At 70.1% G+C, this 25,752-nt stretch carries 21 protein-coding genes and 1 pseudogene; 3 read left to right on the top strand and 19 right to left on the bottom strand.

The window, feature by feature from the left end; translation table 11 throughout:
- Positions 1-307 precede the first annotated feature (307 nt).
- Positions 308-1,300: a zinc metalloprotease gene (locus tag ACIBU0_RS23945; RefSeq protein WP_398821553.1), complete on the top strand. Its 993-nt coding sequence runs from the start codon at positions 308-310 to the stop codon at positions 1,298-1,300.
- 16 nt (positions 1,301-1,316) lie between these two features.
- Here ACIBU0_RS23945 and ACIBU0_RS23950 read toward each other — a convergent pair whose 3' ends face one another.
- Entirely contained in the window at positions 1,317-1,886 is a 570-nt protein-coding gene (locus tag ACIBU0_RS23950; protein WP_398821555.1) for a dienelactone hydrolase family protein, read from the bottom strand.
- Between the two features lie 94 nt (positions 1,887-1,980).
- Between ACIBU0_RS23950 and ACIBU0_RS23955 the strand changes: the two genes are divergently transcribed.
- The gene (locus ACIBU0_RS23955) at positions 1,981-3,111 is read left to right on the top strand and encodes a mechanosensitive ion channel family protein (protein ID WP_398821557.1); all 1,131 of its coding nucleotides are present in this window, start codon (positions 1,981-1,983) and stop codon (positions 3,109-3,111) included.
- A gap of 55 nt (positions 3,112-3,166) precedes the next feature.
- Here the strand turns inward: ACIBU0_RS23955 and ACIBU0_RS23960 are convergent, their stop codons facing one another.
- The 6 genes and pseudogenes from ACIBU0_RS23960 to ACIBU0_RS23985 all read right to left on the bottom strand — a co-directional run bounded on the left by ACIBU0_RS23960 (position 3,167) and on the right by ACIBU0_RS23985 (position 9,171).
- Positions 3,167-3,907 (bottom strand): SDR family NAD(P)-dependent oxidoreductase, encoded by a 741-nt coding sequence (locus ACIBU0_RS23960; protein ID WP_398821559.1) that lies wholly within the window; start codon positions 3,905-3,907, stop codon positions 3,167-3,169.
- Between the two features lie 38 nt (positions 3,908-3,945).
- Positions 3,946-5,531, bottom strand: a pseudogene (locus tag ACIBU0_RS23965) (Na+/H+ antiporter).
- An 87-nt stretch (positions 5,532-5,618) separates the two neighbouring features.
- Complete coding sequence (locus ACIBU0_RS23970; protein ID WP_398821561.1) at positions 5,619-6,110, bottom strand: GNAT family N-acetyltransferase; 492 nt, start codon at positions 6,108-6,110, stop codon at positions 5,619-5,621.
- Positions 6,107-7,051 carry an RluA family pseudouridine synthase gene (locus ACIBU0_RS23975; protein ID WP_398821563.1) on the bottom strand — a complete coding sequence of 315 codons (945 nt, stop codon included), beginning with the start codon at positions 7,049-7,051 and terminating at the stop codon, positions 6,107-6,109. The genes ACIBU0_RS23970 and ACIBU0_RS23975 overlap by 4 nt, the downstream gene beginning before the upstream one ends.
- A gap of 43 nt (positions 7,052-7,094) precedes the next feature.
- A complete protein-coding gene (gene lspA / locus ACIBU0_RS23980; protein WP_398821566.1) occupies positions 7,095-7,691 on the bottom strand; it encodes a signal peptidase II in 597 nt (198 codons plus the stop codon).
- 94 nt (positions 7,692-7,785) lie between these two features.
- Entirely contained in the window at positions 7,786-9,171 is a 1,386-nt protein-coding gene (locus ACIBU0_RS23985; RefSeq protein ID WP_398821568.1) for a TraR/DksA C4-type zinc finger protein, read from the bottom strand.
- Between the two features lie 602 nt (positions 9,172-9,773).
- Between ACIBU0_RS23985 and ileS the strand changes: the two genes are divergently transcribed.
- Complete coding sequence (gene ileS / locus ACIBU0_RS23990; RefSeq protein WP_398821570.1) at positions 9,774-12,917, top strand: isoleucine--tRNA ligase; 3,144 nt, start codon at positions 9,774-9,776, stop codon at positions 12,915-12,917.
- A gap of 314 nt (positions 12,918-13,231) precedes the next feature.
- On the opposite strand, the gene ACIBU0_RS23995 is transcribed toward ileS, so the two are convergent.
- The 12 genes from ACIBU0_RS23995 to murF form a co-directional block, all read right to left on the bottom strand.
- Positions 13,232-14,350: a DivIVA domain-containing protein gene (locus ACIBU0_RS23995; protein ID WP_398821572.1), complete on the bottom strand. Its 1,119-nt coding sequence runs from the start codon at positions 14,348-14,350 to the stop codon at positions 13,232-13,234.
- A 55-nt stretch (positions 14,351-14,405) separates the two neighbouring features.
- Positions 14,406-14,693 carry a YggT family protein gene (locus ACIBU0_RS24000; RefSeq protein WP_004001943.1) on the bottom strand — a complete coding sequence of 96 codons (288 nt, stop codon included), beginning with the start codon at positions 14,691-14,693 and terminating at the stop codon, positions 14,406-14,408.
- A 51-nt stretch (positions 14,694-14,744) separates the two neighbouring features.
- Positions 14,745-15,386, bottom strand: coding sequence for a cell division protein SepF (locus ACIBU0_RS24005; RefSeq protein ID WP_031483359.1), 642 nt, complete (start codon positions 15,384-15,386; stop codon positions 14,745-14,747).
- A gap of 128 nt (positions 15,387-15,514) precedes the next feature.
- A complete protein-coding gene (locus ACIBU0_RS24010; protein WP_398821575.1) occupies positions 15,515-16,234 on the bottom strand; it encodes a YggS family pyridoxal phosphate-dependent enzyme in 720 nt (239 codons plus the stop codon).
- Between the two features lie 6 nt (positions 16,235-16,240).
- Positions 16,241-16,969: a peptidoglycan editing factor PgeF gene (gene pgeF / locus ACIBU0_RS24015; protein ID WP_398821577.1), complete on the bottom strand. Its 729-nt coding sequence runs from the start codon at positions 16,967-16,969 to the stop codon at positions 16,241-16,243.
- Between the two features lie 10 nt (positions 16,970-16,979).
- A complete protein-coding gene (gene ftsZ, locus ACIBU0_RS24020) occupies positions 16,980-18,179 on the bottom strand; it encodes a cell division protein FtsZ (RefSeq protein ID WP_398821579.1) in 1,200 nt (399 codons plus the stop codon).
- Between the two features lie 287 nt (positions 18,180-18,466).
- Positions 18,467-19,261 (bottom strand): cell division protein FtsQ/DivIB, encoded by a 795-nt coding sequence (locus ACIBU0_RS24025; protein ID WP_398821581.1) that lies wholly within the window; start codon positions 19,259-19,261, stop codon positions 18,467-18,469.
- 26 nt (positions 19,262-19,287) lie between these two features.
- Entirely contained in the window at positions 19,288-20,379 is a 1,092-nt protein-coding gene (murG, locus tag ACIBU0_RS24030) for an undecaprenyldiphospho-muramoylpentapeptide beta-N-acetylglucosaminyltransferase (protein ID WP_398821583.1), read from the bottom strand.
- Positions 20,380-20,385: 6 nt separating this feature from the next.
- Complete coding sequence (ftsW, locus tag ACIBU0_RS24035; protein WP_398821585.1) at positions 20,386-21,744, bottom strand: putative lipid II flippase FtsW; 1,359 nt, start codon at positions 21,742-21,744, stop codon at positions 20,386-20,388.
- A gap of 113 nt (positions 21,745-21,857) precedes the next feature.
- The gene (murD, locus tag ACIBU0_RS24040) at positions 21,858-23,282 is read right to left on the bottom strand and encodes a UDP-N-acetylmuramoyl-L-alanine--D-glutamate ligase (protein ID WP_398821587.1); all 1,425 of its coding nucleotides are present in this window, start codon (positions 23,280-23,282) and stop codon (positions 21,858-21,860) included.
- A complete protein-coding gene (gene mraY, locus ACIBU0_RS24045; RefSeq protein WP_398821589.1) occupies positions 23,264-24,337 on the bottom strand; it encodes a phospho-N-acetylmuramoyl-pentapeptide-transferase in 1,074 nt (357 codons plus the stop codon). The genes murD and mraY overlap by 19 nt, the downstream gene beginning before the upstream one ends.
- A complete protein-coding gene (murF, locus tag ACIBU0_RS24050; protein WP_398821591.1) occupies positions 24,334-25,749 on the bottom strand; it encodes a UDP-N-acetylmuramoyl-tripeptide--D-alanyl-D-alanine ligase in 1,416 nt (471 codons plus the stop codon). Before murF ends, mraY begins: the two co-directional genes overlap by 4 nt.
- Positions 25,750-25,752 lie beyond the last annotated feature (3 nt).

Genomic DNA, 25,752 nt, shown 5'->3' on the forward strand with positions numbered 1-25,752 from the left:
AGGGTCGTTTTCCAGCCAACCCTGGCCCGTTTGAGGGGCGTTAACCGGAGATCACATCGCTACGGCGGGTGGTGCGAGTCGCGGTCCGAATCCGGACACACCACCCGCCCGGGCGGCGGAACCCGTTACGCCGCGATCTCGAACTCCGGACGGTTGATCTTTCACGTACCCCGATCGCCCCTGTTTGCCGGGTCGTTGATTGGGCCTGAACGATTCTCTTCGGACATGAACATGTCCACGTAATGTCCGGGCGGCGGCCAGGAAGACCCCTGCGCCCCTCTCCCCAACGCATCAGCTAGGAGTCGGCATGCGTGCGCTTGCCCGGATATCACCCCATACGCGCAGACGCGTTCTCGCCACGACCGCGGTGGCCGGAACCCTGATGTTCGCTCCCCTCTCGGCGCCCACCACAGTCGTAGCGGCCCAGGCTCCGGCCGCCGACTGCGTCGAGGAGACCGGCAACTCCGCGGCCCGCGAGGCCCACCCCGGACACAGCGGCGAAACCGTCGCCGAACCGAACGAGGTCAGCGCCGCCAAGGCCAAGGCCATGGACGCCGACCTGCGCGCGAAGCTCGGCAAGCTGCCCGCCTCGGGCAGCCGCAGCCTCGCCGCGGCCGCCTCCACCACCATCCCGGTCTACGTGCACGTCATCCACGACGGCGCGACCGGCCAGCTCAGCTCCTCCGACATCAACGCCCAGTTGAACGTCCTGAACGCGGCCTACGCCGGCCAGGGAACCGGAAACGTCGACTCCGGCTACCAGTTCACGCTGGCCGGCACCGACTACACCGACAACGCGGCCTGGTACAACGTCGCTTACGGCTCCGCGGAGGAGAAGGCGATGAAGTCCGCCCTGCGCAAGGGCGGCGCGAACGCGCTGAACATCTACACCGCCAACCTCGGCGACGGCCTCCTCGGCTGGGCGACCTTCCCCAGCTCCTACAAGTCCAGCCCGTCCATGGACGGCGTGGTCATCCTCGACGCCTCGCTGCCGGGCGGCTCGGCCGCCAACTACAACGAGGGCGACACGGCGACGCACGAGGTCGGCCACTGGATGGGCCTGTACCACACCTTCCAGGGCGGCTGTAACGGCAACGGCGACTACGTCAGCGACACCCCTGCCGAGAAGAGCGCCGCCTACCAGTGCCCGACCGGCCGCGACACCTGCACCAACAAGACGGGCGTCGACCCGATCCACAACTTCATGGACTACACGTACGACTCCTGCATGTACCAGTTCACCGCGGGCCAGGTGACGCGCATGCAGCAGAGCTGGGCGTCGTACCGGGCCGCCGGCTGAGCCGTGCGGTGAGCCGCTAGAGCGAGTCGAGGAAGCCGAGCGCCACCCGCCAGGTGGCCTCGGCGGCCTCCTCGTCGTAGTCCGGCAGGCCGGGGTCGGTGTAGAGGTGGCCGGCCCCGGCGTATCTGTACACCTCGACGTCGGCGCCCGCTCTCCCCATCTGCAGATACCAGGCGCTCAGCCAGTCGTCCGTCTCGAACGGGTCCGGCTCGGCGACATGCAGCTGGACCGGCAGGTCGTCCACCGAGGCGTTCGGCGCGATGTCCGACGTGCCGTGCAGGAGCAGCAGGCCGCGGGCCTTCTCGTCGCCGAGCGCGAGGGTCTGGGCGATGGAGGCGCCGAGCGAGAACCCGGCGTAGACCAGCCCGCGCTCCGAGTAGGGCGCGGCGGCGAGCACGGCCCGCTTCAGCAGCTCGTCCTTGCCGACCTGCTCGTTGAACTCCATGCCCTCCTCGACCGTCTCGAACGTGCGCCCCTCGAAGAGGTCCGGCGTCCACACCTCGTGTCCGGCGGCGCGCAGCCGGTCCGCGGCCTGGCGCACCGCGGGCCTGAGGCCATGGGTCGAGTGAAAGAGCATGATGTTCATGAGGCCATCGTGCCAGCCGGGTACGACAACGCCGTGACCAGCGCCTCAGTAGCGCACATGTTCATGACCCCCCTCGGGTGGTTACGTTCGGGGGATGGAGACGATACTCCGACCGCTGATCGTGATCGGTGGCTCGGTCCTGCTCACCCTGATCATCGGGTGGGCCACCGACCGCCTGATGCGCAAGGCCGACGAACGGCACAGCGAGACGCCGCTGTGGGGTCTGCTGCGCCGCGCCCGCATCCCCTACCAGCTCGTGCTCTGCGCGGCCCTGCTCAGAGGGTCGTACGACGAGGCGGAGCTGCTGGAGGAGCACGAGGTCGGCATCGGCCGGGTGCTGACGCTGGTGCTGATCGGGGCGGCGGCCTGGCTGGCGATCCGCATCGCAGCTGCCGTCGTCGAGACCTCGTACAGCCGCTACGCGCGCATGCACCGCGATCCGGCCCGGGTGCGGCGGGTGCGCACGCAGGTGACGTTGATCATGCGCGTGGTGTCGGCGGTCGTCGGCGTGGTGGCCGTGGCGGCGATGCTGCTGACGTTCCCGGCGTTCCGCGCGGCCGGCGCCTCGCTGCTGGCCTCGGCCGGCATCCTCGGCATCGTCGCCGGTGTCGCCGCCCAGTCCACGCTGAGCAACATGTTCGCCGGGCTGCAGATCGCCTTCGGCGACATGGTGCGCATCGGGGACACGGTCGTGGTGGACGGCGAGTGGGGCACGGTCGAGGAGATCACGCTGACGTTCCTGACGGTGCGGACGTGGGACGAGCGCCGGATCACGATGCCGGTGTCGTACTTCACCGCGAAGGCCTTCGAGAACTGGTCGCGCGGCGGCGCCCAGATGACCGGCACCGTCTTCCTCCACGTCGACCACTCGGCGCCCATGGAGAAGATGCGCGAGCAGCTGCGTGACATCCTGCGCGCGTGCCCGGCCTGGGACGGCCGCGACTACGGGCTGGTCGTCACCGACTCCACGCCGAGCACCATGGAGGTGCGCGCCCTGGTCACGGCCAAGGACGCGGACGACCTGTGGACGGTCCGGGTCACCGTGCGCGAGCAGCTGCTCCGCTGGCTGGTCGAGCGGCACCCGTACGCGCTGCCGCGCGTCAACGCGGCGGACGCGGCGCTGCCGCCCGGCTTCCCCGTCCCTGGCTCCGTCTCCGGCCGCATCCCGGCCCGCCGCACCCATCAGCACGACCATCAGCCGGCGGCGCGCCCGGACCGTGCCTGACCTCCACCGACCGCCTCCGGACGTCCTTGACCGGCCTTGACCGCTCCTGGGCGTCTCAGTGACCGCGCTCGGCTCCGCCGTTGACCTGGATGATCTGAGAGGTGATGTGCCCCGCCGCGTGGGACGCCAGCCAGTGCAGGGTCGCGGCGACGTCCCCCGGCGTACCGGCCCGTCCGGTCGAGGTCTCGGCGATGAGCCGCGCGCGCCGCTGCTCGTCCATCCCGTCGCCGAAGAACTCGGTGTCCTCGACATAGCCGGGCGCGACCGCGTTCACGGTGATGCCGCGCGGCCCCAGCCTGCGGGCCAGATCATGGACGTACGGATGCAGCGCCGCCTTGGACGCCGCGTACGCCCCGCTGCCCGACCCCCGGAAGGCGGCGATCGAGCTGAGGAACAGCACCCGCCCGCCGGGGTCGGCGAGCCGGTCCTTGAGTGCCTCGGTGAGCAGGGCCGCGGTCAGGGTGTTGAGGCCGAAGTTGAGGGTCCAGTTGTGCAGGACGACGTCGAGGGGCTCGTCGCTGTCCACCTTGGGCTCGAGGTACCCGGAGCCTCCGGCGCTGTGGATCAGTACGTCCACGGTGCCGAACTCGGTCGCCACGAAGCGCTCCACCCCGCGCACGCCGCTCACCTTGCTCAGGTCGGCCGCGTAGGTGAGCGCCCCGGGCACGGCGGCCGCTTCCAGCACCTCGGCGCGCCGCCCGAGCAGCAGCACCTGATCCCCCTCCGCCGCGAACAGCTGCGCCGCCGCGAGCCCGATTCCCGTACCGCCACCACTGATCACCACATTGCGAGCCATGATCAGATCGTACGAAGAGACGGTGGCCGGCGGCACGATCACCGCATACTGCGCACGTCCAAATGCCGCAGCACCCGGTCCACCACCTCCGGATCGGCGCCCGGCTCACTGCGTGCCGCCAGCACCTCGTGGCGCGCCGCGCTCAGCAGCTCCCCCTGGATCCGCCGTACCCGCTTCAAGCGCCGCACCCGCTGCTGATGCGCCTCCCTGCGCTCCTCCTCGCCCATCTCCGGGCTGATCCGCACCCCGATCTCGAACGCCCGGCGCAGCATCTGCTCGGACAGCTCCTCCGGCAGCTCCTCGACGGCCTCGATCTCCTTCAGCCGCCGCTTCGCCGCCTTGGCCGCCCGCACCGCCAGTTGCCTCTCCAGCTCCTTCTCGCGCTCGCTGTCGGCGCGCACCCCGAGCCGTTTCACCAGCCAGGGCAAGGTCAGGCCCTGGGCCACCAGCGTCGCCATGATCACGCCGAACGCGATGAACACGATCTCGTCCCGGTCGGGGAAGGCGGCGCCCGAGTCCGTCTCCAGCGGAACGGCCAGCGCGAGGGCCACCGAGGCGACGCCGCGCATGCCCGACCACCACATCACGACGGTCTCGCGCCGGCTCACGGGGATTTCCTCGTCGTAGTCCCGTTTCGCGTGCATCCGCTGGGTGAGCCAGGTGGCCGGCAGCAGCCACAGCAGCCGCACCAGGACGACGACCCCGACCACCGTGGCCGCCCAGCCGAGCATCTCGCCCCACCGCCCGGACGCCGTCCGCACGGCGTTGTGCAGTTCGAGCCCGATCAGCCCGAACGCGACACCGGTGACCAGCGTGTCGACGATGTCCCAGAAGGCGTGCCCGGCCAGCCGCGTCATCACGTCGTCGGCGTCGGTGGCGTACTCGGCGAGGAACAGGGCGGTCGTCAGCACGGCGAGCACACCCGAGCCGTGGAGCTCCTCGGCCAGCACGTACGAGGCGTACGGCACGAGCAGGGTCAGCCCGATCTGCAGGGTGGCGTCCCCGAGCAGGTCCATCAGCTTGTTGGCGCCCCAGCCCAGGGCGAGCCCGACGGCCAGGGCCACCACGGCGGACAGCACCAGGTCGAGTCCGGCCTGCCACGGCGAGAACGTGCCGCTCACGGCGGCCGCGATCGCCACGTGGTACAGCACGATGGCCGTCACGTCGTTGAAGAGCCCCTCGCCCTCCAGGATGGACACCAGCCGCCGCGGCAGCCCGAGCTGCCCGGCGACGGCGGTCGCCGCGACCGGATCGGGCGGCGCGACGAGGGCGCCCAGCGCCACGGCGGCGGCGATCGGCAGCCCCGGCACGATCGCGTGGGCGACCGCGGCCACGCACACCGTCGTGACGAACACCAGCGCCACGGCCAGCAGGAAGATGGGTCGTACATTGGCCGCGAACTGCCGCCACGAGGTCCGCCGTACGGCGGCGTAGAGCAGCGGCGGCAACAGCAGCGGCAGGATCAGATCCGGCGGGACATCGACGTTCGGCACGAAGTCGAGCAAGGCGAGCACGACCCGAGCAACGTCATCAGCACCGGCGCCGGCAACCGGAGCCGGTCCCCCACCGGGACACTCACCAGGGCGCCGAGCAACAGCACGAAGAACAGGGCCAACTGATCCACGGTCAGCGCTCCGGTGCTAGCGGCGTCCACAGGGCAGACCTCAAGCCTGCCACGGCACCCTTCTCACCAGCGCCTACGGGCCCTCGCCTACAGAGCGCGCCGCATCGCCCGGTGCGGTATCCCCGCATCCGGGAACTCCGGTCCGTACGCCACGTACCCCAGCCGCTCGTAGAAGCCCAGCGCATGCGTCTGCGCGTGCAGGTCCACGGCCGTGAGGCCACGCACGCGTGCCGCCTCCTCGATGGCCCGCACCAAGGCCGCCCCGACGCCGAGTCCGCGCGCCTCCTGGGTCACGGCGAGCCGCCCCAGCGACCCCACGGACGGGTCACCGCCGACCTTGGACGCCGCCGCCTCCCCGTGCAACAGCCGCCCGGTCCCGAGCGGCACGCCGTCCTCCCGGACGGCCAGCACATGCACGGCACCGGCGTCGTAGGCGTCGTACTCGATCTCCTGCGGGACGCCCTGCTCGACGACGAAGACCTCCTTGCGCACGGCGAAGCACGCCTCGCGGTCGGCGGGGTCCTCGGCCACGCGCACGACGTACGACGAATCGGCCGCGACATGCGACGGAGCGCTCATGCCCAGGTCTCCTCGCGGACCTGGTCCAGGGCCTTCTGCAGGTCGGCGGGGTAGTCGCTCTCGAACTCGGCCCACTGGCCGTCCCCGGGGTGCTCGAAGCCGAGGCGTACCGCGTGCAGCCACTGGCGGGTCAGCCGCAGGCGCTTGGCGAGCGTCGGGTCGGCGCCGTAGGTCAGGTCGCCGACGCAGGGGTGGCGGTGGGCCGCCATGTGGACGCGGATCTGGTGGGTGCGGCCGGTCTCCAGCTTCACGTCGAGCAGCGAGGCCGCGCGGAACGCCTCGATGAGGTCGTAGTGCGTGACGGACGGCTTGCCTTCGGCCGTGACCGCCCACTTGTAGTCGTGGTTGGGGTGGCGGCCGATGGGCGCGTCGATGGTGCCGCTGGTGGGGTCGGGGTGGCCCTGGACCAGCGTGTGGTACCGCTTGTCGACCGTGCGCTCCTTGAACTGGCGCTTGAGCGACGTGTACGCGTACTCCGACTTGGCGACGACCATCAGCCCGGAGGTGCCCACGTCGAGCCGGTGCACGATGCCCTGGCGCTCGGCCGCACCGGACGTGGAGATCCGGTACCCGGCCGCGGCCAGCCCGCCGATGACCGTCGGTCCGCTCCAGCCCGGCGACGGGTGCGCGGCGACGCCGACCGGCTTGACGATCACCACCACGTCATCGTCGTCGTGCACGATCTCCATGCCCTCGACCGGCTCGGCGACGACCTGCACCGGCGCGGGCGCCTGCGGCATCTCCACCTCGAGCCAGGCCCCGCCGCTCACCCGCTCGGACTTGCCGACCACCGACCCGTCGACCGTGACCTTCCCCGCGGCGGCGAGCTCGGCCGCCTTGGTGCGGGAGAAGCCGAACATGCGGGAGATGGCGGCGTCGACGCGCTCGCCCTCCAGGCCGTCGGGCACGGGCAGGGTACGGATCTCGGGAATCGTGCTCACCCGTCGAGTATGCCGGACGGGTGAGACAGTCCCGAACGCGCGCTCAGTCCTTGTGGACGGTGCCGTCGGGGTCCAGCCCCCTGAACGACAGCAGCACGATCAGGATGCCGCCGCACACGATCGCCGAGTCGGCCAGGTTGAACACGGCGAAGTGCTTGGGCGCGATGAAGTCCACGACCGCGCCCTCGAAGACGCCCGGCGAGCGGAAGATCCGGTCGGTGAGGTTGCCGAGCGCACCGCCGAGCAGCAGGCCGAGCGCGATCGCCCAGGGCAGGCTGTACAGCTTGCGGGCGAGCCGGGCGATCACCACGATCACGGCCGCGGCGATCAGCGTGAAGATCACGGTGAACGCCTCACCGAAGCCGAAGGCCGCGCCCGCGTTGCGGATCGCCTCGAACTTCAGCCAGTCCCCGATGATCTCGATCGGCGGGTGGTGCTCCAGCTTGGCGACCACGATCATCTTGCTGACCAGGTCGAGGACGTACGCGAAGGCGGCGACCCCGAACAGCACGGCGATCCGGCGCCTGCCCCGGGGCCGCTCGGCCCCGGCGTCCTTCGCCTTCTCGTCGGACTGCTCCGGCTCGGCTCCCGCCGCCTCTGGGGTATTCGGCGTACCGATGATGCGCTCCGCCTCTGCCACGTGAGTCCTTCGACCTAGGTACCTGACTGAGGACGAGAGTACGACACGTCCGGCGGCACCCGGATGCCGGTCGGCACCGGCCTTCTTGTCACGGTCAGTACCGGCGTTCTTGCTTCTGCTTGCACTCGACGCACAGGGTCGCGCGCGGGAAGGCCTGCATCCGCGCCTTGCCGATCGGGTTGCCGCAGTTCTCGCACAGGCCGTAGGTGCCCGCGTCGAGCCGCTCCAGGGCGCGCTCGGCCTGAGTGAGCATCTCGCGCGCGTTGGCGGCGAGTGCCAGCTCGTGCTCACGCGTGATGTTCTTGGCACCGGTGTCCGCCTGGTCGTCGCCGGCGCCGTCCCCGGAGTCCCGCATCAGGCCGACGAGCGACTGCTCGGACGACGTGATCTCGTCGCGCAGCCGCATCACCTCGGACAGCAGCTCCGCCCGTGCCTCCTCGACCTCTTCCGCGGTCCAGGGGTCCTCGCCGGGGCGTACCGCGAGCTCGCCGGGCTCCACCGCCGCGGCGATGCGTGCCTTGGGAACGGCGGTCTTCGCCGCCGTGGCCGTGCCAGGAGTCTTCTTCGCAACCACTGTCGTGGCTCCCGTCTGCTCCGCGGCCTGCGCCGCGCCCGCCTTCTTGGACGTGCTCTTGGCGACCGCCTTCTCGGCCGCCCGATCCGCGGCCGCGCTCTTCCTGGCCGCGCTCCTCTTGGAGGTGCTCTTCTCCACAGCGCCGCCTTCCTCGACGCCCCCCGTCACACCGACGCCCTTCTCCCCGGCCGCCTTCCCGGGCACCGCTTCCTCGGCGACGGCCTTCTTGGCCGCACCTTCCTCGGCCGCCCTGCCCTTGGACACGGTCTTCGCCGCCTTCACGCTCGTCGCGGCCTTGGCGGTCTTCGCCGCCTTCACGGTCTTGGCCGCCTTCGCGGTCTTCTTGCTCGCCGCCTTCCTGGCGGCCGCCCCCTCGGCCGCCCTCTTCGAAGGGGCCCCCTTGGCAGCGGCCGGCTTCTTGGACGTGGCTTTCTCAGCGGCACCCTTCCCGGTGGCGCCCTTCCCGGTGGCGCCCTTTTCGGCGGCGCCCTCCTTGGCGGCGCCCTCCTTGGCGGCGCCCTCCCTGGCGGCGCCCTCCTTGGCGGCGGTCCTCGATACGGCCGCCTTCCCGCCGGCTGCCTTGAGAGCCGAGGTCCTGGTCGCCGAGGCCTTGGCAACGACCGCCTTCTTCGCACCTTCCTTGGTGGCCGCCTCCGCCGCCTTCTTGACCCCCGCCTTGACCCCCTCCTTGGCTCCCGCCCGCGCCCCTGTCCTCTTCTCGGCGTTCTTCGCCGCCGACTCGGCGGCCCCTGGCACCGTCTTCACCGGCTTACCGTCCCGCGCCCCCGCGGAGCCCCCCTGCGCACTCTTCTTCCCGCCCACGTCCTTGGCCGCACCGCCGGAGGCACTCGCATGGGTGGACCGGCCCGACGCCGACTGCTGTACGGCGGTCTTCTTCGCCACCATGCCGCGGCCCCTTCACATATTGTGATCTTGCTCGCGAATCGTGCTGGGACGATAAATCGACTTGAGTCCCGCGGCAACGGGGCACACCGCCCGATTCGCCCGCCTCGCGCATGTCGCGCGGCCGACCTGCATGCGTTGTGCCCAGCTCCCCGCGGGGTATGCCGCCGAGCCGGACGTCCCAGAATCCGAACACGCGTACCGCACCATTCGGGTCATCGCGGCCCGAACACGATCCGCGCCTCCATGCCCCGGAAATCCGGTCGGCCGCTGTCGGCGCGGCGCCGTACACTGGGCGGAGCGAACAGCGTGGATGGGGACGAGTAGCGACGTACGCAGCCCAGAGCGACCCGGGGACGGTGGAAGCCCGGGGGCGAGCGCGACGTGAAGATCACCCCGGAGCCGCCGGAAGAACACCGCAGCCGTAGGCCGCGGCCAGTAGAACCGGCATCGCGACCCCAATGAGGGGGCTCACCGACGCAGACCCGGCGTCGGAGGGCCAAGGAGGGTGGTACCGCGGGAGCGCGCCGAAACCGGCGTACGGAAAGACACGGCTCTCGTCCCTCCGGACGGAAGGCAGCAAGTCCGCCGGAGGAAGCTCGCTGATGACAACGCCGACGTACCGCCAGGTGCCCGCCCAGGTCGACCTGCCCGCGCTGGAGCACGCCGTGCTCGACTTCTGGCGCGAGCAGAAGGTCTTCGCCAAGAGCCTGGAGCAGTCCGAGGGCCGCCCCGAGTGGGTGTTCTACGAGGGCCCGCCCACCGCCAACGGCATGCCCGGCGCCCACCACATCGAGGCCCGCGTCTTCAAGGACGTCTTTCCCCGCTTCCGCACGATGCGCGGCTACCACGTGGCCCGCAAGGCCGGCTGGGACTGCCACGGCCTCCCGGTGGAGCTGACGGTCGAGAAGGAGCTCGGCTTCAGCGGCAAGAAGGACATCGAGGAATACGGCATCGCCGAGTTCAACGCCAAGTGCCGCGAGTCCGTGCTCCGCCACACCGACGCCTTCGAAGCGCTCACGACCCGCATGGGCTACTGGGTCGACCTGGGCGACGCCTACGTCACGATGGACCCCGAGTACATCGAGTCCGTCTGGTGGTCGCTCAAGGAGATCTTCCACAAGCGCCTGCTGGTCCAGGACCACCGCGTCGCCCCCTGGTGCCCGCGCTGCGGCACCGGCCTGTCCGACCACGAGCTGGCGCAGGGCTACGAAACGGTCGTCGACCCCTCGGTGTACGTCCGTTTCCCGCTCACCTCCGGTCCGCTCGCCGGCGAAGCCGCGCTCCTGGTCTGGACGACGACGCCCTGGACCCTCGTCTCCAACACGGCCGTGGCCGCGCACCCCGAGGTCACCTACGTCGTCGCGACCGACGGCGAGGAGAAGCTCGTCGTGGCCGAGCCGCTCGTCGCCAAGGCCCTCGGTGAGGGCTGGGAGACCACCGGCCAGACCTTCACCGGCGCCGAAATGGAGCGCTGGACGTATCAACGACCGTTCGAGCTGGTCGAGTTCCCGGCACCGGCCCATTTCGTCGTCAACGCCGAGTACGTCACGACCGAGGACGGCACGGGTCTGGTCCACCAGTCCCCCGCCTTCGGTGAGGACGACCTCAAGGTCTGCCGCGCGTACGACCTGCCCGTCGTGAACCCCGTCCGCCCCGACGGCACCTTCGCCGAGGACGTGCCCCTGGTCGGCGGCGTCTTCTTCAAGAAGGCGGACGAAAAGCTCACCGAGGACCTCCAGCAGCGCGGTCTGCTCTTCAAGCACATCCCGTACGAGCACAGCTACCCGCACTGCTGGCGCTGCCACACCGCGCTCCTCTACTACGCACAGCCGTCCTGGTACATCCGCACGACGGCGGTCAAGGACCGTCTCCTCGAAGAGAACGAGAAGACGAACTGGTACCCGGAGACCGTGAAGCACGGCCGCTTCGGCGACTGGCTGCAGAACAACATCGACTGGGCGCTGTCCCGCAACCGCTACTGGGGCACCCCGCTGCCGATCTGGCGCTGCGAGGACGACCACCTCACCTGCGTCGGCTCGCGCGCGGAGCTCACCGAGCTGACCGGCACCGACCAGTCGGGCCTCGACCCGCACCGCCCGTACATCGACGACGTCACCTTCGCCTGCCGCCACGACGGCTGCGGCAAGACGGCCACGCGCGTGCCGGAGGTCATCGACGCCTGGTACGACTCGGGCTCGATGCCGTTCGCACAGTGGGGCTACCCGCACAAGAACAAGGAGCTCTTCGAGAGCCGCTACCCCGCGCAGTTCATCAGCGAGGCCATCGACCAGACCCGCGGCTGGTTCTACACGCTGATGGCGGTCGGCACGCTGGTCTTCGACAAGTCGTCGTACGAGAACGTCGTCTGCCTCGGCCACATCCTGGCCGAGGACGGCCGCAAGATGTCCAAGCACCTGGGCAACACCCTGGACCCGATCCCGCTGATGGACCGGCACGGCGCCGACGCGGTGCGGTGGTTCATGGCGGCCGGCGGCTCGCCTTGGGCGGCCCGCCGCGTGGGCCACGGCACGATCCAGGAGGTCGTCCGCAAGACGCTCCTCACGTACTGGAACACGGTCGCCTTCCAGGCCCTGTACGCCCGTACGTCGGGGTGGGCGCCGAGCGCGGCCGACCCGGCTCCGGCCGACCGCCCGGTCCTTGACCGCTGGCTGCTGTCCGAACTGCACGCGCTGGTCGACCAGGTGACCCAGTCCCTGGAGGCGTACGACACCCAGCGCGCCGGCAAGCTGCTGTCGGCGTTCGTCGACGACCTGTCGAACTGGTACGTGCGCCGCTCGCGTCGCCGCTTCTGGCAGGGCGACAAGGCGGCGCTGCGCACCCTGCACGAGGTCGTCGAGACGGTCACCAAGCTGATGGCTCCGCTGACCCCGTTCATCACCGAGCGGGTCTGGCAGGACCTGATCGTCCCCGTCACGCCGGGCGCCCCGGAGTCGGTGCATCTGGCGTCGTGGCCGGAGGCGGACCTGTCGTCGATCGACCCGGAGCTGTCGAAGCAGATGGTTCTGGTCCGCCGACTGGTCGAGCTGGGCCGCGCCACGCGCGCGGAGTCGGGCGTCAAGACGCGCCAGCCGCTGTCCCGTGCCCTGGTCGCGGCCGCGGGCTTCGAGGCCCTCGACCCCGAGCTGCACACGCAGATCACCGAGGAGCTGAACGTCTCGTCGCTGGCGTCGCTGTCCGAGGTGGGCGGCAGCCTGGTGGACACCACCGCCAAGGCCAACTTCCGCGCCCTGGGCAAGCGGTTCGGAAAGCGCGTCCAGGACGTGGCGAAGGCGATCGCGAACGCGGACGCGGCGGCCCTCTCCCTCGCCCTGCGCGAGGGCACGGCGGCCGTGGAGGTCGACGGCGAGACGATCACGCTCGCTCCGGACGAGGTGATCATCACCGAGACCCCGCGCGAGGGCTGGTCGGTCGCCTCCGACTCCGGCGCCACGGTCGCCCTCGACCTCGAGATCACGGAGGAGCTCCGTCGCGCGGGCCTGGCCCGTGACGCGATCCGCCTGATCCAGGAGGCCCGCAAGAACAGCGGCCTCGACGTGGCCGACCGGATCGCCCTGCGCTGGACGGCGACGGACGCGGCGACGATCGCTGCGCTTGCCGAGCACAGTGGGTTGATCGCCGAGGAGGTCCTCGCCACAGACTTCGCCCAGGGCGAGGCGGACGAGACGTACGGTTCCCCGTTCACGGACGAGGGCCTGGCCCTGACGTTCCGCCTGCGCAAGGCGTAGCGCTCCGCTGGATTGCGCCGTCGCGGCTGCCGGGACACGTCTGCCTGGCGACTGCGGGTAGTCAGTGGCTGGTCGCGCAGTTCCCCGCGCCCCTCAGGGCGCGGCACGCGCCCCAAAGAGGCCCGGGCCCCAAGAAAATCTTGGTCGGCCCGGGCCTTCGGCGTTGTGTGCGTCGTACACCGCACCCAACCCCGAACAAACACCGCAAACCCCGTGAACACGCGTAGCAAAAGGGCGGGGCCCCGGATCGAAATCCGGGGCCCCGCCCTGAACGCTGCCGACGCCTACGGCGTACTACTGGCCGTGCGGGCCCGTCAGTTGTCGTCCTCGTCGATCAGGAACCCACGCATCGGCGAGGGAGCCTGACCCATCGGGGACGGACCCTGCGGCCGCACCGGTGCCATCGGCTGGGTCATCGCCGGGGACATCTGCTGCTGACCACCGTAGGACGGAGCAGCCGGAGACGGGGCGCCGCCCATCGTCTGGTTGCCGCCGTACGACGGGGCACTCGCGCCGGCCGGTGCCATGGAGGGCGCCGGGGACGGCGGGAGGGACGCCGTGGCCGGGGTGCGCGGCGGGGCGAGCGAGTCGTCCGACTGGGTCTCCAGCTGGCGCAGCTGGGACTCGAGGTAGGACTTCAGCCGCGTGCGGTACTCGCGCTCGAAGCCACGCAGGTCCTCGACCTTGCGCTCCAGCGTGGCGCGGGCGGACTCCAGGGAGCCCATCGCGACGCGGTGCTTCTCCTGCGCGTCCCGCTCCAGGGCGTCAGCCTTGGCGCGGGCGTCCCGCTCGAGACCCTCGGCACGCGAACGCGCCTCGCCGACGATCTTGTTGGCCTCGGAACGGGCCTCGGCGATCGCCTGGTCGGCGGTCTGCTGGGCAAGCGACAGAACGCGCGCGGCGCTGTCGCCACCGGGGCCGCCCTGACCGGGGCCACCCATGGGGCCACCCATCGGACCGCCCATCGGGCCACCCATCTGCTGCATAGGGGGCTGGCCCATCGGCCCCGGACCCTGGCCCATCGGACCGGGACCCTGCGGGCCACCCTGACCGCCGGGACCGGCGGGCAGCTGCGGGGCACCGCTCGGCAGCTGGGGCGGACCACCCATGGGGCCACCCATCTGCTGCTGCGGCGGGCCCGATATCCCGGCGGGGACAGGAGCCCCGGGACCGCGCATGCCCTGCTGCGGCATGCCGCCCTGCTGCTGGTCCTGCTGCTGCTCGGGAGGCTTGCGCATGTTCTGCTGGTTCTGGGCAGCAGCACGCGTGGCCGCGGCCAGCTTGGCGCGCAGGTCCTCGTTCTCGCGGAGCAGGCGGGTCAGTTCGGCTTCGACCTCGTCGAGGAAGGCATCGACCTCGTCCTCGTCATAGCCTTCTCGGAGGCGGACGGTCGTGAACTGCTTGTTCCGCACGTCCTCGGGGGTCAACGGCATCTCTTCACCTCAACGTAGTCGTCGGCAGTCGGCAAGACCGTATCTGTCACATCGCTCACATCGCGCTCCGCACGAGCGTGATCAGGATGTAGACGATGATCATCAGTACGAAGAAGGACAGGTCGAGCGCCACGCCCCCGAGACGCAGCGGCGGGATGACCCGCCGCAGAAGCTTCAACGGTGGATCAGTGACAGTGTAGGTGGCCTCCAGAACGACCACCATCGCCTTGCCGGGTTGCCATGAGCGGGCGAACTGGAAGACGTAGTCCATGACCAACCGGAAGATGAGCACGATGAGGAACACCATCAGCGCGATGTAAAGAACCTGCAGGACCACGCTCATGTCCGGTGCTTCCCTCTCCCCTGTTTCGTGCGGTCTTTCCGGTGGTGCGTCTCAGCTCTGGTTGAAGAACCCGCCCTCTGCGATGCGGGCCTTGTCCTCCGCCGTGACATCGACGTTAGCAGGAGACAACAGGAACACCTTCTGGGTCACCCGCTCGATGCTTCCGTGAAGACCAAACACCAAACCTGCCGCAAAGTCGACAAGTCGCTTCGCGTCTGTGTCATCCATCTCAGTCAGATTCATGATCACCGGGGTGCCTTCACGGAAGTGTTCCCCGATGGTACGGGCCTCGTTGTAGGTCCGCGGGTGAAGCGTGGTGATCCGGTAAGGCTCTCGTTCCGACACGACCTTGGGCATGATCACCGGTGCGTTCTTCTCCAGGCTTGCGCGTTCTTGTGTGATGGACGCCACGGGCGCGATGCGCGCCGGGCGGCTGGATTCCGCGGGTAGCGAAGTCGATCGGGCCACGGGTTCACGCGGCGCGGGCGGCTGCACGATTCGCACCTCTTCGTCCCTTTGGGACTGATGTGCGCTGTGCGACTGGTGCGACGGCTCGTGCCGTCGGTGGTCCCGCTCGGGCTCCGGGTCCAGTTCGGGCTCGAAGTCGTCATCGGGGTCGAACCCCCGGCCGTCGTACCCATCGTCCTCCACGAGGCCGAGGTAGACCGCCATCTTGCGCATCGCGCCGGCCATTCTCTGAGTCCTCCGCTCTGTGGTGGATCGACTGACGACTGCCAATGCCCGCGATCCACGTGGTCGTTACGCCCGCCTTTCGGCGACATTGACCATATTTTCTGCTGTGGTCCGACTTCTTGGCGACGTTACCCGAGCCTGGGGCGGACTCCGAGTACCGCAGTGCCGACGCGCACATGTGTCGCACCGGCCGCCACGGCCTCTTCGAGATCCGCACTCATCCCTGCCGACACCATGTTCGCAGCCGGATGGGCTCGGCGCAGGTCGGTCGACAAATCCATCAACCGCTCGAACGCCGCCTGTTGGCGCCCCGCGTACTCCCCGGTGAGCGGAGCGACGGTCATCAGCCCGTCGAGCCGCAGCCCCGGAGCCAGCGCTACGAGATCGGCCAACTCCTCGACCCCGCCCGGCGCCACACCACCTCTCGCGCCCCGCTCCTTCTCCGCCGCGTCCAGCGCCACCTGGATGAGACAGCCCACCTCGCGCTCCTGTCGTACGGCCTCCTTCGACAGCGCCGTCACGAGCTTGGAACGATCGACGGACTGCACGAGATCCGCATAACCGACCACGGACCGCACCTTGTTGGTCTGCAGCTGGCCGACAAAATGCCAAGCAAGGGGCAGATCCGAGCATTCCGCGGCCTTCGGCGCCGCATCCTGATCGCGGTTCTCGGCGACGTGGCGCACCCCGAGTTCCGACAGGAACCGCACATCGCTCGCGGGATAGGTCTTGGTGACCACGATCAGGGTCACCTCCTCGCGGGGGCGCCCGGCGGCCGCGCAGGCCGCGGCGATCCGGTCTTCCACTTTCGCCAGGTTCGCGGCGAGTTCGCCCTTACGGTCCGTCATGTCCATTCAGTCCAGCCAGACATAGCTCGCCAGCCGACCGGTCGTGCGGTCGCGGCGGTAGGAGAAGTGGTCGTCCGACTCCCGCGTGCACACCGGCGACTGCTCCCGGTCGCGCACGCCGAGCCGCGCGAGCTGCGCGTGCACCCCGGCGGCCACATCCACGGCGGGTGTGCCCCAACGCGTCTCGGCGTACGCCGCCGGCTCGACGGCGGCCACCTCGGCGCGCATCGCCTCCGGCACCTCGTAGCACCGGCCGCAGACGGCGGGGCCGGTGCGGGCGACGATCCGGGCGGGGTCGGCCCCCAGTTCGGTCATCGCGCGTAGCGCTGCCGGGACGACCCCCGCGACCATGCCGGGCCGCCCCGCGTGCGCGGCCGCGACGACCCCGGCGACCGGGTCGGCCAGCAGGACCGGCACGCAGTCGGCCGTGAGGACGGCGAGGGCGAGACCCCGGCGCGCCGTGACGATCGCGTCGACGTCGGGCACCGGACGATCACGCCACGGTCCGTCGGTCACCGCGACGTCCGAGCCGTGCACCTGGTTCATCCAGACCACGTCGGCCGGGTCGAGCCCGAGCGACTTGGCGGCGAGCTCGCGATTGGTCAGGACGGCGTCGGTGTCGTCGCCGACCGCCCCGCCGAGATTGAGCTGCTCATACGGAGCGGCGCTCACCCCGCCCCACCGGTCGGTGAAGGCGAAGTGCGCGCCGCTCACGGTGTCGCGCTGTCCTATCACGTCAGAAGGATCACTTAAGGAAGTCCGGGACGTCCAGTTCCTCCGCCGCGCTGTCGGCGTAGGTCCGCGACGGCGGGACCGGCGGGGCGACCGGAAGGTCGGCCACCGGCTCGGGCTCCGGCTCCGGCTCCTCCTTCGGCTTGACGCTGCCGAGCGAGCCGAAGGACGGACGGCTCTCGGGCTGCCGTACCGGAGTGGGCTCTTCGCGGCGCCCCGAGGAGGACGAGGTCGAGCCGAGCACGGTGTCCCGGCGGGCCGGCGGCTGGCCCCCGTCGAAGCCGGCCGCGATCACGGTGACCCGGACCTCGTCGCCGAGGGCGTCGTCGATGACGGCGCCGAAGATGATGTTGGCCTCCGGGTGGGCGGCCTCGCTCACCAGCTGGGCGGCCTCGTTGATCTCGAACAGGCCGAGGTCGGAGCCACCGGAGATGGAGAGCAGCACGCCCCGGGCGCCGTCGATGGACGCCTCCAGGAGCGGCGAGGAGATGGCCATCTCGGCGGCGGCCACCGCGCGGTCGTCGCCGCGGGCCGAGCCGATGCCCATGAGGGCCGAACCGGCTTCCGACATGACCGACTTGACGTCGGCGAAGTCGAGGTTGATGAGGCCCGGGGTGGTGATGAGGTCGGTGATGCCCTGGACACCGGAGAGGAGGACCTGGTCGGCCGACTTGAACGCGTCGAGCACCGAAACCTGGCGGTCCGAGATGGACAGCAGCCGGTCGTTCGGGATGACGATGAGGGTGTCGACCTCTTCGCGGAGCTCGGCGATGCCGTCCTCGGCCTGGTTGGCGCGGCGGCGCCCCTCGAAGGTGAACGGGCGCGTGACCACACCGATGGTGAGGGCGCCGAGGGAGCGTGCGATGTTGGCCACGACGGGCGCCCCGCCGGTGCCGGTGCCGCCGCCTTCACCGGCCGTCACGAAGACCATGTCGGCCCCCTTGAGGACCTCCTCGATCTCCTCACGGTGGTCCTCGGCGGCCTTGCGGCCGACGGCCGGGTTGGCTCCGGCGCCGAGTCCGCGGGTGAGTTCACGGCCGACGTCGAGCTTGACGTCGGCGTCGCTCATCAACAGAGCTTGCGCGTCGGTGTTGATAGCGATGAACTCGACGCCCTTGAGACCGACCTCGATCATCCGGTTGATGGCATTGACACCACCGCCGCCGACACCGATGACTTTGATGACTGCGAGGTAGTTCTGCGGTGCTGCCACGTCGAAGGCCTCTCGCCTCGAGTTACGGGTCGTCGGATCACGGGAAGCGGTGTGCTTCGTGAACCGGCGACTGATGCCGAATGGGACGGTCCGTAGCGCCGACCCGAACCCTAACCCTGAAGTTTAGGGTTACCAGTGTGTCTGTTCCTTGAAGTCTTCTGAACAGGACACTAAGTCGACAAGTGGCGCACGTTCAACGAACACGCCGAACCTCCCGTTTTTCTTTTCACCCTATGTGATCAGCCGTGTCGCTGCCCAACCAGGGTGCTGGCCTGCGCGGATGTGCGTCAACTCCCCGCTGACGCAGGGGCGGTGGGAACGCTGATGTCGAAGTACCGCGCATCGGGCGAGGCTTTCATGAGAGCGGTGAGTGCGCGAGCCTTCGCTGCGCCCTTCTCGCCACTCCCCCACCGGACGGTCCGGCCGTCGGCCAACTCCAGTGAGATGTCGTCGTAGGAACGGACCTTGACGACCTCGGCGGTACGCGCGACGGCGGCCGGAATGGCGCGCGCGACCCGCACCGCCTCGCGCACCAGACGGTCCTCGTCGAAGCGGCGCAGGCTCGCGGCGGCGGACCTCGACCGGGACACCGTCAATTCCAGAGCGGGGACGCCTTTCGGGGCCTCAGAAACCGTGGCGAATCGGACGCCTTCATCGTCCACTTCGATGAAGTTTCTGCCCTTTTGGACAATCAGAACCGGAGTACGCTCCGTCACTTTCAGGCCGATTCCATGCGGCCAGGCACGGACCACGTCAACCACGTCAATTCGGGGCAATTTCCGGCGCAGTCGTGCCTCAATCGCATCGGTGTCGACGGAAATCAGCGGCGCCCCGACCGGGACATCGGCGGCCTCCCGCACCTGCGCGGGCGTCAGAACCCGGGTTCCGGAGACCGATACGCGCTCGACGCGCAGCCACTGGGAGCCGAACAACGCCCAGACGGAGCCCGCGCCGAGGAGCACAAGGGTGACGGCAAGGATGATGATCGTACGAAGGCGCAGCCTCAACCGCCGCCGGACGGGGGGCGGGTCGGACGACTCCTGCTGGCGTTCACCGCGCTCGGCGGTCGTCGGTCCGGCCACGCTCCCTGCCCTCTCGTCATACGGTCCTATCGACGGTGCGAGGCGATCGCCTCGTACACCATGCCGACGAGCAGGTCGTCGGCATCCCGGCGGCCGAACTCGGCGGCGGCGCGGGACATCTCGTACAGCCGGTGCGGGTCGGCGAGCACGGGCAGGACGTTCTGCTGCACCCACTCGGGGGTGAGTTCCGCGTCGTCGACCAGCAGCCCGCCGCCGGCCTTGACCACCGGCTGGGCGTTCAGCCGCTGTTCGCCGTTGCCGATGGGCAGCGGGACATAGGCGGCCGGGAGTCCGACGGCGGAGAGTTCGGCGACGGTCATCGCGCCCGCGCGGCAGAGCATCATGTCGGCCGCGGCGTACGCGAGGTCCATCCGGTCCAGGTAACTTACCGGGATATAGGGGGGCATCCCCGGCATCTGGTGCACTTGCGGCAGTTCGTTCTTCGGGCCGACCGCGTGCAGGATCTGGATACCGGCCTGCTGGAGCCACGGCGCGACCTGCTGGACGACCTCGTTGAGGCGCCGGGCGCCCTGCGAGCCGCCGGAGACCAGCAGCGTCGGCAGGTTCGGGTCGAGCCCGAACATCGCGCGGGCCTCGGGGCGGGCGGCGGCCCGGTCGAGGGTGGCGATGGTGTGGCGCAGCGGGATGCCGATGTAGCGGGAGTTGCGCAGCTTGCTGTCCGGAGTGGCGACGGCGACCTGGGCGGCGTACCGCGAACCGATCTTGTTGGCGAGGCCCGGACGGGCGTTGGCCTCATGGATGACGATCGGCACCCCGAGGCGCTTGGCGGCGAGGTAGCCGGGCAGGGCGACATAGCCGCCGAAGCCGACGACGCAGTCCGCCTTGGTGCGCTCCAGGATCTGCTCGGTCGCCTTGATCGTGCCGCGCAGCCGGCCCGGGACGGTGATCAGCTCGGGCGTCGGCTTGCGCGGCAGGGGTACGGCGGGGATCAGCGCCAGCTCGTAGCCCCGCTCGGGCACGAGCCGGGTCTCCAGGCCGCGCTCCGTGCCCAGGGCCGTGATCCCCACGGTCGGGTCCTGCCTGCGCAGGGCGTCCGCGAGGGCGAGCGCGGGCTCGATGTGGCCGGCGGTCCCCCCACCGGCGAGTACGACATGCACCGAAATTCACCGCTCTCCGGACGAACGCGCCGCCGAGGCACGCCGTCGCATCGTGTTCCATCTCCGAGGCTCCCGGCCGCGACCGGCGCCTCCCGCACGCTTTCTACCAAAGCGGGGTTGCCGCGCAGAAAGCGCCGCCCGCGCAGCGGGCTCGTCGCGTGCGAAGGCGATCAGCAGCCCGATGGCGAACATGGTCGGCAGCAGGGCTGACCCTCCGTAGGAGAACAGCGGGAGGGGGACGCCGGCGATCGGCAGCAGGCCGAGCACCGCACCGATGTTGATCACTGCTTGCGCGGTGATCCAGGTGGTCACACCTCCCGCGGCGTACCTCACGAAGGGGTCCTCCGTGCGTCCGGCCACGCGGATACCCGCATAGCCTAGAGCCGCGAAGAGACCGAGCACCGACAGCGTCCCCGCCAGGCCCAGTTCCTCACCGGTGACGGCGAAGATGAAGTCGGTGTGGGCTTCGGGGAGTTGGCCCCATTTCTCCACACTCGCCCCCAGCCCGGAACCGAAGATTCCGCCCGAGGCGAGCGCATAGATGCCGTGTACGGCCTGCCAGCAGGTGTCACCCGGACCGGGGTCGGAGGCGCCGAGACACTGCAGGCGGGCCATGCGGTTCTCGCTGCTCTTGATGAGGGCCACCCCGATCAGCGCGGCGAACGACAGGACCCCCACGAACAACCGGGTCGGCGCCCCCGCCAGCCACAGCAGGCCGAAGAGGATCGCCGCCAGGATGATCGCCGTGCCCATGTCGCCGCCGAGCATGATCAGTCCGAGCAGCATGAAGGCGACCGGAACGAGCGGCACCAGCATGTGCTTCCACTGTGTCAGCAGCTTCTTGTCCTGCTTGCGGGCGATCAGGTCGGCGCCCCACAGCACCAGGGCGAGCTTGCCGAACTCGCTGGGCTGGATCTGGAAGGAGCCGCCGAGGGCGATCCAGTTCTGGTTGCCGTTGACCGCGACTCCTATCCCGGGCACCTGCACCAGCGCCATCAGGAAGACGGCACCGGCGATGATCGGGTAGGCGAGCGCCCGGTGCAGCTTCACGGGCATCCGGGAGGCGGCGAGCAACAGCCCGGCGCCGATCGCCGCGGCCAGCAGCTGCTTGCGGAAGAAGTACGACCCCGGCAGCGACATCTGCAGCGCGGTGATCTGGGAGGCCGAGTAGACCATCACCAGACCGAGCACCGTGATCAGCAGGCTGCCGCCGAGGATCAGGTAGTACGCGGTCAGCGGCCGGTCCCACGCCCGCTGCACGCGCGTGTACAGCCGCCGCACGGCGTTGTCGTGCGGCGGCCGGGCCGGGGCGGGACGGCGAACGGCCCGCTGTACGGGAGGCCGTCCCGTACGGCTACCGGGCATCGGCGCTCACCGCCTCGCCGTGGGCGTAGGTACTGGCCGGCCACATCCGAGTCACGCGTCCCTCCACATCACGGCGGGGGTCCCGAAGCACCCGCAGTGGCCGAGACCCGGCGTCAGGCGCCCGCGCCGAGTTCGCGAACCGCCTCCGCGAACGCGTCACCGCGCTGGTTGTAGTTGGCGAACATGTCCATCGAGGCGCAGGCCGGGGCAAGGAGCACCGTGTCACCGGGCTGTGCGAGCCGCTTGGCCTCCTGGACTGCCGCGAGCATCGCCCCAGTGTCGGTCCGGTCGAGGTCGACGACGGGTACTTCCGGCGCGTGTCGCGCGAGGGCTTCCCGGATCAGGCCACGATCGGCGCCGATGAGCACGGCGGCGCGAAGGCGCTGTGCCGACTTGGCGACCAGCTCCTCGAAGACGGCGCCCTTCGCGAGTCCGCCCGCGATCCACACGATGGACTCGTAGGCGGCCAACGACGCTTCCGCCGCGTGCGTGTTGGTGGCCTTGGAGTCGTCGACGTACGCGACCCCGTCCACGTCCGCCACGTGCGCGATGCGGTGGGCGTCCGGGGTGAAGGCCCGCAGACCGTCCCGTACGGCCTTGGGGGGCACGCCGTAGGCCCGGGCGAGGGCCGCCGCCGCGAGGGCGTTGGCGATGTTGTGCGGGGCCGGCGGGTTGACGTCGGCGACCTCGGCGAGCTCCTGGGCGTTCTTCTGCCGGTTCTCGACGAAGGCGCGGTCGACGAGGATGCCCTCGACGACGCCGAGTTGGGAGGGGGCCGGGGTGCCGAGGGTGAAACCGATGGCCCGGCAGCCCTCCTCGACGTCGGCCTCGCGGACCAGGTCCTCGGTGGCCTTGTCGGCGACGTTGTAGACGCAGGCGACGCGATTGCCCTCGTAGATACGGCCCTTGTCGCGCGCGTACGCCTCCATGGAGCCGTGCCAGTCGAGGTGGTCGGGGGCGAGGTTGAGCACGGCGGCCGAGTAGGCGCGCAGGGAGGGCGCCCAGTGGAGCTGGTAGCTGGACAGCTCCACGGCGAGGACGTCGTACTGCTCCTCGCCGAGCACGGCGTCGAGGAGCGAGATGCCGATGTTGCCGACGGCGGCCGTACGCAGGCCCGCCGCCTTCAGGATCGAGGCGAGCATCTGGACGGTCGTGGTCTTGCCGTTGGTGCCGGTGACGGCGAGCCAGGGCGCGGCGTCCGGGCCGCGCAGCTGCCAGGCGAGTTCGACGTCGCCCCAGACCGGCACGCCGGCTTCCCGGGCTGCCGCGAACAGCGGCTTGTCCGGCTTCCAGCCGGGCGAGGTGACGATCAGCTCGGTGCCGTCGGGCAGGGTGTCTCCGTCACCGAGGCGGACCGCGATGCCCAGGGCCTGAAGCTCCTCGGCCTGGGCACGCGCGCGTGCGTCGTCGCCGTCGTTGACGACCGTGACGTTCGCCCCGCGCGCGTGCAGCACCTTGGCCGCCGGGATGCCGGAGACGCCGAGCCCGGCGACGGTGACGTTCTTGCCCTGCCAGTCGGTCACTTGTCCGCTGCCCATCCTGCGTAGAAGAGGCCCAGTCCGACGATCACACAGATGCCCTGAATGATCCAGAAACGGACCACGACGAGCACTTCTGACCAGCCCTTGAGTTCGAAGTGGTGCTGGAGTGGCGCCATGCGGAAGACGCGCTTGCCGGTGAGGCGGAAGGAGCCGACCTGGATGACCACCGACATGGTGATCAGCACGAAGAGGCCGCCGAGGATGGCGAGCAGCAGCTCGGTCCGCGAGCAGATGGCGAGACCCGCGAGCGCGCCGCCCAGGGCCAGCGAACCGGTGTCGCCCATGAAGATCTTGGCGGGCGACGTGTTCCACCACAGGAAGCCGAGGCAGGCGCCCATCAGCGCGGAGGAGACGACGGCGAGGTCGAGGGGATCGCGCACCTCGTAACAGGCGCCCGGGTTGGTGAGGGTCTGCGCGTTGGCGCAGGACTCCTGGAACTGCCAGACGCCGATGAACGTGTAGGCGCCGAAGACCAGCACGGAGGCGCCGGTGGCCAGGCCGTCCAGACCGTCCGTCAGGTTCACGCCGTTGGACATGGCGAGGATCATGAACAGCGCCCAGACCACGAACAGCACCGGGCCGATGGACCAGCCGAAGTCCTGCACGAAGGACAGCTTGGTGGACGCCGGGGTGTTGCCGCGGTTGTCCGCGAACTGCAGTGAGAGCACCGCGAAGGCGATACCGCCGAGCAGCTGGCCGGCCATCTTGGCCTTGGCCCGCAGACCCAGCGAGCGACGCTTGACGATCTTGATGTAGTCGTCCAGGAAGCCGACCAGACCCATGCCGGCCATCAGACCGATCACCAGCACGCCGGAGAACGTCGGCGGCTTGCCCGTGATCAGCTTGGACAGGAAGTAGGCGGCGATCGTCGCCAGGATGAAGGCGATACCACCCATGGTCGGCGTACCGCGCTTGCTGTGGTGCTCGCGCGGGCCGTCGTCCCGGATGTACTGGCCGTAGCCCTTGCGGGCCAGCAGCTTGATCAGCAGCGGGGTGCCGACCAGGGTCAGGAACAGACCGATGACACCCGAGAACAGGATCTGATTCATCATCGGGCTGCAACCTCACCCTCGGTACCGCCCGCGAGCAGCGCCTCGGCGACGCTCTCCAGGCCGACCGAACGGGACGCCTTCACGAGTACGACGTCCCCCGGGCGCAGCTCGCTGCGCAACAGGTCGACCGCCGCCTGTGCGTCGGACACGTGCACCGACTCCTCACCCCACGAACCCTCGTTATATGCGCCCAGTTGCAGCCAGGACGCTTCCCTGCCCCCGACCGCGACGAGCTTGCTGACGTTGAGCCGGACGGCGAGCCGTCCGACCGCGTCGTGCTCGGCGAGCGCCTCGTCCCCGAGCTCGGCCATCTTGCCGAGCACCGCCCAGGTCCGCCGCCCCTTGCCCATGGCTGCAAGCGCCCGGAGGGCGGCCCGCATGGACTCGGGGTTCGCGTTGTAGGCGTCGTTGACGACCGTCACGCCGTCCGGGCGCTCGGTGACCTCCATCCGCCAGCGGGAGAGGGAGCCCGCCTCGGAGAGCGCGGTGGCGATCTCTTCCGCGGACATGCCCAGCTCATGGGCGACGGCGGCCGCGGCGAGCGCGTTCGACACGTGGTGCTCACCGTACAGGCGCATGGTCACATCGCTTGCACCGGAGGGTGTGCGAAGGGTGAAAGCAGGCTGTCCGCTGTCCGTGAGTCTCACGTTCTCGGCGCGTACGTCCGCTTCGCCGGACTCTCCGAAAAGGATCACCTTCGCCTTCGTACGGGACGCCATGGCCCGTACGAGGGGATCGTCGGCGTTGAGGATCGCGGCACCGCCGTCTTCCGCCGTCGGCAGTCCCTCGACGAGCTCCCCCTTGGCCTGGGCGATCTGCTCGCGGCCGCCGAACTCACCGATGTGGGCGGTGCCGACGTTGAGCACGAGGCCGATCTTCGGGGGCGTCAGATCCGTGAGGTAGCGGATGTGGCCGATGCCGCGGGCGCCCATCTCCAGGACGAGGAACCGGGTCTCCTCGGTGGCGCTGAGGGCCGTCAGCGGGAGGCCGATCTCGTTGTTGAGCGAGCCCGGCGTCCACACGGTGGGCGCCTTGTGCTGGAGCACCTGGGCGATCAGGTCCTTGGTGCTGGTCTTGCCCGCCGAGCCGGTGAGGGCCACGAGGGTCGCGCCGAGCCGTCGTACGACATGGCGGGCGAGCGCGCCGAGGGCCTTCTGGACGTCGGCCACCACGATCGCGGGCACGCCCACGGGACGCGAGGCGAGGACGGCGACGGCGCCCGCCGCCACGACCGCTTCAGCGAAGTCGTGGCCGTCCACGCGCTCGCCGACGAAGGCGACGAAGAGACTGCCGGCCTCCACCTCGCGGGAGTCCCGGACGACGGATCCGGTGACCTCGACGGACGGATCCGGTATGTCGTACGTCTGCCCGCCGACGACTTCTGCGATCTCGGCGAGAGAGAGGGCGATCACAAG

Source organism: Streptomyces sp. NPDC049627, assembly GCF_044465645.1.
GTDB lineage: Bacteria > Actinomycetota > Actinomycetes > Streptomycetales > Streptomycetaceae > Streptomyces.

What these genes read in the sequence shown, in the direction of transcription:
- murD (WP_398821587.1), bottom strand. Translation starts at nt 23,282, where the DNA reads ATGGGCAGCGGACAAGTGACCGACTGGCAGGGCAAGAACGTCACCGTC.
- ACIBU0_RS23970 (WP_398821561.1), bottom strand. Translation starts at nt 6,110, where the DNA reads ATGAGCGCTCCGTCGCATGTCGCGGCCGATTCGTCGTACGTCGTGCGC.
- ACIBU0_RS23950 (WP_398821555.1), bottom strand. Translation starts at nt 1,886, where the DNA reads ATGAACATCATGCTCTTTCACTCGACCCATGGCCTCAGGCCCGCGGTG.
- ACIBU0_RS23995 (WP_398821572.1), bottom strand. Translation starts at nt 14,350, where the DNA reads ATGCCGTTGACCCCCGAGGACGTGCGGAACAAGCAGTTCACGACCGTC.
- ACIBU0_RS24010 (WP_398821575.1), bottom strand. Translation starts at nt 16,234, where the DNA reads ATGACGGACCGTAAGGGCGAACTCGCCGCGAACCTGGCGAAAGTGGAA.
- ACIBU0_RS24000 (WP_004001943.1), bottom strand. Translation starts at nt 14,693, where the DNA reads ATGAGCGTGGTCCTGCAGGTTCTTTACATCGCGCTGATGGTGTTCCTC.
- ACIBU0_RS24005 (WP_031483359.1), bottom strand. Translation starts at nt 15,386, where the DNA reads ATGGCCGGCGCGATGCGCAAGATGGCGGTCTACCTCGGCCTCGTGGAG.
- mraY (WP_398821589.1), bottom strand. Translation starts at nt 24,337, where the DNA reads ATGATGAATCAGATCCTGTTCTCGGGTGTCATCGGTCTGTTCCTGACC.
- ACIBU0_RS23960 (WP_398821559.1), bottom strand. Translation starts at nt 3,907, where the DNA reads ATGGCTCGCAATGTGGTGATCAGTGGTGGCGGTACGGGAATCGGGCTC.
- ACIBU0_RS23985 (WP_398821568.1), bottom strand. Translation starts at nt 9,171, where the DNA reads ATGGTGGCGAAGAAGACCGCCGTACAGCAGTCGGCGTCGGGCCGGTCC.
- ACIBU0_RS23955 (WP_398821557.1), top strand. Translation starts at nt 1,981, where the DNA reads ATGGAGACGATACTCCGACCGCTGATCGTGATCGGTGGCTCGGTCCTG.
- ACIBU0_RS23945 (WP_398821553.1), top strand. Translation starts at nt 308, where the DNA reads ATGCGTGCGCTTGCCCGGATATCACCCCATACGCGCAGACGCGTTCTC.
- ileS (WP_398821570.1), top strand. Translation starts at nt 9,774, where the DNA reads ATGACAACGCCGACGTACCGCCAGGTGCCCGCCCAGGTCGACCTGCCC.
- ftsW (WP_398821585.1), bottom strand. Translation starts at nt 21,744, where the DNA reads ATGCCCGGTAGCCGTACGGGACGGCCTCCCGTACAGCGGGCCGTTCGC.